Raw genomic sequence first — 6,082 nt, 5'->3', positions numbered from 1 at the left:
CGCTGACATCGAGCCCGCCGGTCGGCTCGTCCATGAAGACGAGGCGTGGACCATTGACGAGGCTGCGGGCGATCTGGAGGCGCTGTTGCATGCCGCCGGAGAAGGCGCGCGGTGGATCGTCGATGCGGTCACGCGCGATCTTGACCCGCTCCAGCCAGTCGAGCGCGGCTTCGCGGATATCCCCGTAATGGCGCTGTCCGCGCGCCATCAGCGGCTCGCCGATATTGCCGCCGGCGCTGACGCCCATGCGCAGCCCGTCACGCGGATTCTGATGAACGTAAGCCCATTCCTCCCGCGCGAGCCGCCGCTGCCCGGCTTCCGACATGGTCGCCGGCAGATGCGTCTCGCCATGGCGATCGCGGTAGCGGATCTGCCCGGCATCGCTGGCGAGATGACCGGCGAGGCAGGAAAGCAGCGTCGATTTTCCCGAGCCGCTCTCGCCGACAATGCCCATCACCTCACCCGGCCAGAGCATGAAGGACACATCGGCGCAGCCGATGCGGTTGCCATAGCGCTTCGTCAGGCCATCGGTCTCGAGAAGCGGCGCGGTCATTGTTGCGCCTCCGCGTCGATATCCTCTTCGAAGGGCGCGGCCATGTGGCCGCAATGGCCGGCGGCGCGGCGCTCGCGGCAATAATCGGTGTCCGAGCAGACGAACATGCGCGTGCCGGCATCGTCCGTGATCACTTCGTCGAGATAGCTGTCGCGCGCACCACACAATGCGCAGGGCTGGTCGGGCTTGGAGGCCTTGAAGGGGTAATCCTCGAAATCGAGGCTTTCTACCCGCGTATAGGGTGGCAGCGCATAGATGCGCTGCTCGCGCCCGGCGCCGAAGAGCTGCAGGGCCGGGCAATCGCCGAGTTTGGGATTGTCGAATTTCGGGATCGGCGAAGGATCCATCACGTAGCGGCCCTCGACCAAGACCGGATAGGCATAGGATCTGGCGATCTCGCCATGGTGGGCGATATCCTCGTAGAGACGCACATGCATCAGCCCGTATTCCGAGAGCGCGTGCATCTTGCGCGTCTCGGTCTCACGCGGCTCCAGAAACCGCAGGGGCTCGGGGATCGGCACCTGGTAGACCAGGATCTGATCCTCGCGCAGGGGCGTCTCCGGGATGCGGTGGCGGGTCTGGATGACGCTGGCCTCGGCGGTGCGCTGCGTCGTCGCGACATTCGCGACGCGGGCGAAGAAGGCGCGGATCGACACGGCGTTCGTCGTATCATCCGCGCCCTGGTCGATCACCTTGAGCGTATCCTCCGGCACGAGGCACGCCGCCGTCACCTGCACGCCGCCTGTACCCCAGCCATAGGGCATGGGCATCTCGCGCGAGGCAAACGGGACCTGGTAGCCGGGGATCGCCACGGCCTTCAGAAGCGCGCGGCGGATCATGCGTTTGGTCTGTTCGTCGAGATAGGCGAAATTGTAGTCGCTCATGCGCCGCCCCCCACATGCGCAAGCGCCTCTCTCCGCAACTTGCGGATCAGTTCGAGCTCGGCCTGGAAATCAACGTAATGCGGCAGCTTGATATGTTCGAGAAAGCCGCTCGCCTGGATGTTGTCGGCATGGGCGAGCACGAATTCCGCGTCCTGCGCCGGCGCGCCGCTATCCTCCTCGCCGAGCTCGCGCCAGCGCAGGGCGCGATCGACGAGCGCCATCGAGATCGCCTTGCGTTCGCCGCGCCCGAAAACCAGCCCGTAGCCGCGCGTGAACTGCGCAGGTTGCGTCTTCGAGCCGGTGAACTGGTTCACGCTCTCGCATTCGCTCACCGTGATCTCGCCGATCTCGATGGTGAAGCCGAGCTCGGGGATCTCCATCTCCACCGCGACGGCGCCAATGCGCAATTCGCCCACGAAGGGGTGATTGCGGCCATAGCCGCGCTGGGTGGAGTAAGCCAGTGACAAGAGAAAACCCTCGTCTCCCCGTGCCAGCGCCTGCAGGCGCAGGGCGCGGCTAGCGGGCAGGGTGAGCGGGGCCCGGGTCAGATCAGCCGGGGCCTGCGCATCCGGCGCGGCGTCCTCGCGCTGGATCAGATCCTCGCTGGCGAGAATGTCAGCGACATGCGGGGTATCATCCGCGCCCGGCTGTGGCGTCGCCTGGGGCTGTGACTTTTCGGATGTTGCGGCTTCGGCTGCCAGTTTGAAATCGAGAAGACGGTGGGTGTAATCGAAGGTGGGGCCGAGCACCTGCCCGCCTGGCACATCCTTGAAGATCGCGCTGATGCGGCGCTCGCAGCGCATCGCCCCAGTCGCGATTGGGTGCGATGCGCCGAAGCGGGGCAGGGTGGTGCGATAGGCGCGGATCAGGAAGATCGCCTCGATCGCATCACCGCGCGCCTGCTTGAGCGCGAGCGCGGCGAGATCGGGATCGTAGAGCGAGCCCTCCGCCATGACGCGATCGACGGCGAGCGCCATCTGTTCGCGTATCTGGTCGATGCCGATCTCCGGCACCGCCGGATCGCCACGCCGCTCGCGCGCGAGCCAGTCATGCGCCGCTGCGATGGCATGCTCACCACCCTTGACCGCCACATACATCAGACTGCCTCCGCGCGTGTCGTGCGCGGCAGCGCCGCGATCGCATCGCCGCTGGTGAAGATGAAATCGAGCCCGCGTGGAAAATGCCGCGCATTGGCGATGAACGCATCGATCTCCGGTAGCGAAAGATGCGCATGCGTGCGGATGCCAGGGCCGGTCAGCCGCGCGCCGGCACCGGACAAGGCCGGCATCTCGACGATCAGGGTGGCCGACCGGTCGGGGTACTCGTCGCTGCCCAGCGCATAATCATCGAGCGGGGTGAGCGCCGTCCAGTCGCCGACGGCGAAGGCCGCTTCCTTGCGCGCGCTGATCGGCGCGCCGGTATGAAAACGCAGGTAATCGCGGATCGCCACGCTGTCGCAGGCGCCGGCGAGATGAACCGGCGTGGTCTCATCGGCGAGGGTCAGGAGCACCGAAGCCGCTGCAATCGAGAGGCCAGGCGGCGGGCTCACGCCGGTGATCCGCGCAATCCGTCCCGGGCGTGCCATCGCCTGCAGCACGTCGCGAAAGACATGCGCCGCGTCGATGGCGGGGTCGGCGAAGCCGCCTGCAAGCGCGTCGGCATCCATCGTCATTCTCCCCGCACCATGGTGAAGAAGGCGACCTGCGTCGCTGCCGTCTGCGATGCCCGCGTGGCCCGCATTTCGGCTTCCTCGGCAGCGAGAGGCCGGATGATCGCCGCATCGACCCGTGCGGCGAGGGGGCCGGCCATCAGCGCATCGACCAGCGCGGCGATGCGCGCTTTCGCGTGATCACGCCCCTGCACATAGCCATGCCCGATCGTGCCGCAGGGCAGGCGCAGGGAGGCGCGCGTGACCGTCATCTCACCCAGATTGAAAGGCTCGCCCACCGCGCCGGCGCGCCCGCGCACCATGACCATGCCGGTCTCCGGCGGGCGCAGCCAGGTGAGACCGGCTTCGTCGCAGGCCGCCTCGCTCTCGGGAAAATCACGCCACAAAGCCGCGAGCAGATTGGGCCTGCTTCGGGCGAGCAGGCCCATCCAGTGCTCGCGCGCCTGCGGATCGGGGGCTGCGTTCATGACACCTCGTATCGTGTTGTGGCGTCTTGGTATCGAAGTACTCGACAACTAGACAATTATACAAGTAGACAAATATCTCGGAAGCGCACTTCCCGCAAGCGCCGCAATATGAAATTTTGACGACATGGATGAGACAGGGAAACAGACCACGCTCTGGGCCAGCGTCCGCGATGCGCTGGAGGCGGATCTCGCGGCAGGGCATTACGCGCCGGGCGACAAGCTGCCAAGCGAAGCGCAACTCGCCGCGCGGTTCTGCGCCAACCGGCATACGGTGCGCCGGGCGCTCGCTTCCCTGGCCGAGGCGGGAATCGTGCATGCGCGAAGGGGCGCCGGCGTGTTCGTGACGGCGCGTCCGACGCGCTACCGGATCGGGCGCCGCACGCGCTTCCATCAGAATCTGCATGCGGCGGGGATGCATCCCGAGAAGCGGCACGTCCGGCTGGAGACGCGCCCGTCGGATATGCGCGAGGCGCAGGCGCTCGGTCTCGAACCCGGTGCGCCGGTGCATGTCTGGGAGGGGGTGAGCGTCGCCGACGGCACGCCGATCGCGCTGTTTCGCTCGGTCTTTTGCGCCACCCGCTTTCCCGAGTTGAAGGAGGCAATCGCGCAGACGCATTCGGTGACGGCGGCGCTCGCCCGCTGCGGCCTCGACGATTACACCCGCCGCGAGACGCGGCTTTCGGTCAGCATAGCGGACGCCATTAAGGCGCGCCATCTCATGCTCGATCCCGGCGCGCCGCTGTTGCGTAGCGTCGGGATCAATGTGGATGCGCAGGGCCGGCCCGTGGAATACGGGCGGACGTGGTTTGCCGGCGCGCGGGTCGAGCTCGTCGTCGCGGATGAGTGAGTGCTATTCAGCTCTGGCGCTGCTAGCGCCGAGGGTTCTGAGGCGGGCGCGTGTCCTTCGCTCAGGGAAGGGAGGCCCGTTCGAGACCTTCGTGAAGCGCTCGCCATATTTCCCTCCCCTCAGGGGAGGGATCAAGGGTGGGGTGAACCCGGTTTCCGAAATGCCGGACGCGGATCATCGGTAGCGACCCTCTCCCCACCCTCAATCCCTCCCCGCCGGGGAGGGAGGGCAGGGCGAGATCCGCATGAAGCGCGATCTTCAGTCACCCACCACAACCGGGATCGTATTGCAGAGCATGCGCCCGCGACGCGCATCCGCTTCAGGCCTCCTTCGCTTCCAGCCGCCGCGCATGCAGGACCGGCTCGGTATAGCCCGACGGCTGGACGCGGCCCTCAAAAACGAGATCGCAGGCTGCCTTGAAGGCGGGGCCGTCGAAGCCCGGCGCCATCGGCTGGTATGCCGGATCACCCGAATTCTGCTGATCCACGACCTTCGCCATGCGCTGCATCACCTCCATCACCTGGTCGCGGCTGACCACGCCGTGATGCAGCCAGTTGGCGAGGTGCTGGGAGGAGATGCGGCAGGTGGCGCGGTCCTCCATCAGGCCGACATCGTTGATATCGGGCACCTTGGAGCAGCCCACCCCCTGATCGACCCAGCGCACCACATAGCCCAGGATGCCCTGAGCGTTGTTTTCGATCTCGGAGCGCACTTCCTCCTCGGACCAGTTGGGCCGATCGGCCAGCGGAATGGTGAGGATATCGTCGAGGCGCGCGCGTTCGCGGCTGGCCAGCTCGGCCTGACGGGCCTTGACGTCGATCTGGTGGTAATGCGTGGCATGCAGCACCGCGGCGGTGGGGGAGGGCACCCAGGCGCAATTCGCGCCGGCCTTGGGATGGCCGATCTTCTGCTCCAGCATCGCCGCCATCAGATCGGGCATGGCCCACATGCCCTTGCCGATCTGGGCGCGCCCACGCAACCCGCAGGCGAGGCCGGTATCGACATTCCAGTCCTCATAGGCCTTGATCCAGGCTTGGCCCTTCATATCCGCCTTGCGCACCATCGGCCCGGCTTCCATGGAGGTGTGGATCTCGTCGCCGGTGCGATCAAGGAAGCCGGTATTGATGAAGCAGACCCGCGCCTTCGCCGCCCGGATGCACTCCTTCAGATTGACGGTGGTACGCCGCTCCTCGTCCATGATGCCGACCTTGAGCGTGTTCGGCGACAGCCCCAGCACGCTCTCGACATGGCTGAAGATCGCGTCGGTAAAGGCCACTTCCTCCGGCCCGTGCATCTTCGGCTTGACGATATAGACCGAACCCGCGCGGGAATTGCCGGGCCGGGCGGGATCGCGCCTGAGATCGTGCATGGCGATCAGCGCCGTGATCATGGCGTCGAGCAGCCCCTCGGGGGCCTCGCTGCCGTCGCGGTCGTGGATGGCGGGGTTGGTCATCAGGTGCCCGACATTGCGCACCAGCATCAGCGAGCGCCCATGCAGCGTCAGGGTGGAGCCGTCCGGCGCGGTGTAGCCGCGGTCCGGATTGAGGCGGCGGGTGAAGCGCGTGCCGCCCTTCGAGACTTCCTCGGTGAGATCACCCTTCATCAGGCCGAGCCAGTTGCGATAGGCCGCGACCTTGTCCTGCGCATCGACGGCGGCGATGG

General features: G+C 66.6%; 7 protein-coding genes. 1 reads left to right on the top strand and 6 read right to left on the bottom strand.

Annotated elements, in window-relative coordinates; all coding sequences use genetic code 11:
• From VKP01_RS14555 to phnG, 5 genes are all read right to left on the bottom strand, one after another.
• Positions 1 to 553, bottom strand: a 553-nt coding sequence (locus VKP01_RS14555) for an ATP-binding cassette domain-containing protein (RefSeq protein ID WP_324413519.1), incomplete at its 3' end; no start/stop codon positions are given.
• Positions 550 to 1,437, bottom strand: a complete 888-nt coding sequence (locus VKP01_RS14550; RefSeq protein WP_324413517.1) for an alpha-D-ribose 1-methylphosphonate 5-phosphate C-P-lyase PhnJ — start codon at positions 1,435 to 1,437, stop codon at positions 550 to 552. The genes VKP01_RS14555 and VKP01_RS14550, both read right to left, overlap by 4 nt.
• A complete protein-coding gene (locus tag VKP01_RS14545) occupies positions 1,434 to 2,534 on the bottom strand; it encodes a carbon-phosphorus lyase complex subunit PhnI (RefSeq protein WP_324413516.1) in 1,101 nt (366 codons plus the stop codon). The genes VKP01_RS14550 and VKP01_RS14545 overlap by 4 nt, the downstream gene beginning before the upstream one ends.
• Positions 2,534 to 3,103 carry a phosphonate C-P lyase system protein PhnH gene (gene phnH / locus VKP01_RS14540; protein WP_324413513.1) on the bottom strand — a complete coding sequence of 190 codons (570 nt, stop codon included), beginning with the start codon at positions 3,101 to 3,103 and terminating at the stop codon, positions 2,534 to 2,536. Before phnH ends, VKP01_RS14545 begins: the two co-directional genes overlap by 1 nt.
• 2 nt (positions 3,104 to 3,105) lie before the next feature.
• Positions 3,106 to 3,573, bottom strand: a complete 468-nt coding sequence (phnG, locus tag VKP01_RS14535; RefSeq protein ID WP_324413511.1) for a phosphonate C-P lyase system protein PhnG — start codon at positions 3,571 to 3,573, stop codon at positions 3,106 to 3,108.
• A gap of 124 nt (positions 3,574 to 3,697) precedes the next feature.
• Between phnG and phnF the strand changes: the two genes are divergently transcribed.
• Positions 3,698 to 4,420 (top strand): phosphonate metabolism transcriptional regulator PhnF, encoded by a 723-nt coding sequence (gene phnF, locus VKP01_RS14530; protein ID WP_324413509.1) that lies wholly within the window; start codon positions 3,698 to 3,700, stop codon positions 4,418 to 4,420.
• Positions 4,421 to 4,739: 319 nt separating this feature from the next.
• Here the strand turns inward: phnF and VKP01_RS14525 are convergent.
• Positions 4,740 to 6,082 (bottom strand): malate synthase G (locus tag VKP01_RS14525; RefSeq protein ID WP_324413507.1); only part of this gene is annotated, 1,343 nt, incomplete at its 5' end.

The sequence above is a fragment of the Saliniramus sp. genome (genome assembly GCF_035311605.1).
Taxonomy (GTDB): domain Bacteria; phylum Pseudomonadota; class Alphaproteobacteria; order Rhizobiales; family Beijerinckiaceae; genus Saliniramus.
This window is presented reverse-complemented; position numbering and strand designations above follow the sequence as displayed.

Coding starts and splice junctions, on each gene's coding strand:
- phnH (WP_324413513.1), bottom strand. CDS start 3,103: ATGGATGCCGACGCGCTTGCAGGCGGCTTCGCCGACCCCGCCATCGAC.
- phnF (WP_324413509.1), top strand. CDS start 3,698: ATGGATGAGACAGGGAAACAGACCACGCTCTGGGCCAGCGTCCGCGAT.
- VKP01_RS14550 (WP_324413517.1), bottom strand. CDS start 1,437: ATGAGCGACTACAATTTCGCCTATCTCGACGAACAGACCAAACGCATG.
- VKP01_RS14545 (WP_324413516.1), bottom strand. CDS start 2,534: ATGTATGTGGCGGTCAAGGGTGGTGAGCATGCCATCGCAGCGGCGCAT.
- phnG (WP_324413511.1), bottom strand. CDS start 3,573: ATGAACGCAGCCCCCGATCCGCAGGCGCGCGAGCACTGGATGGGCCTG.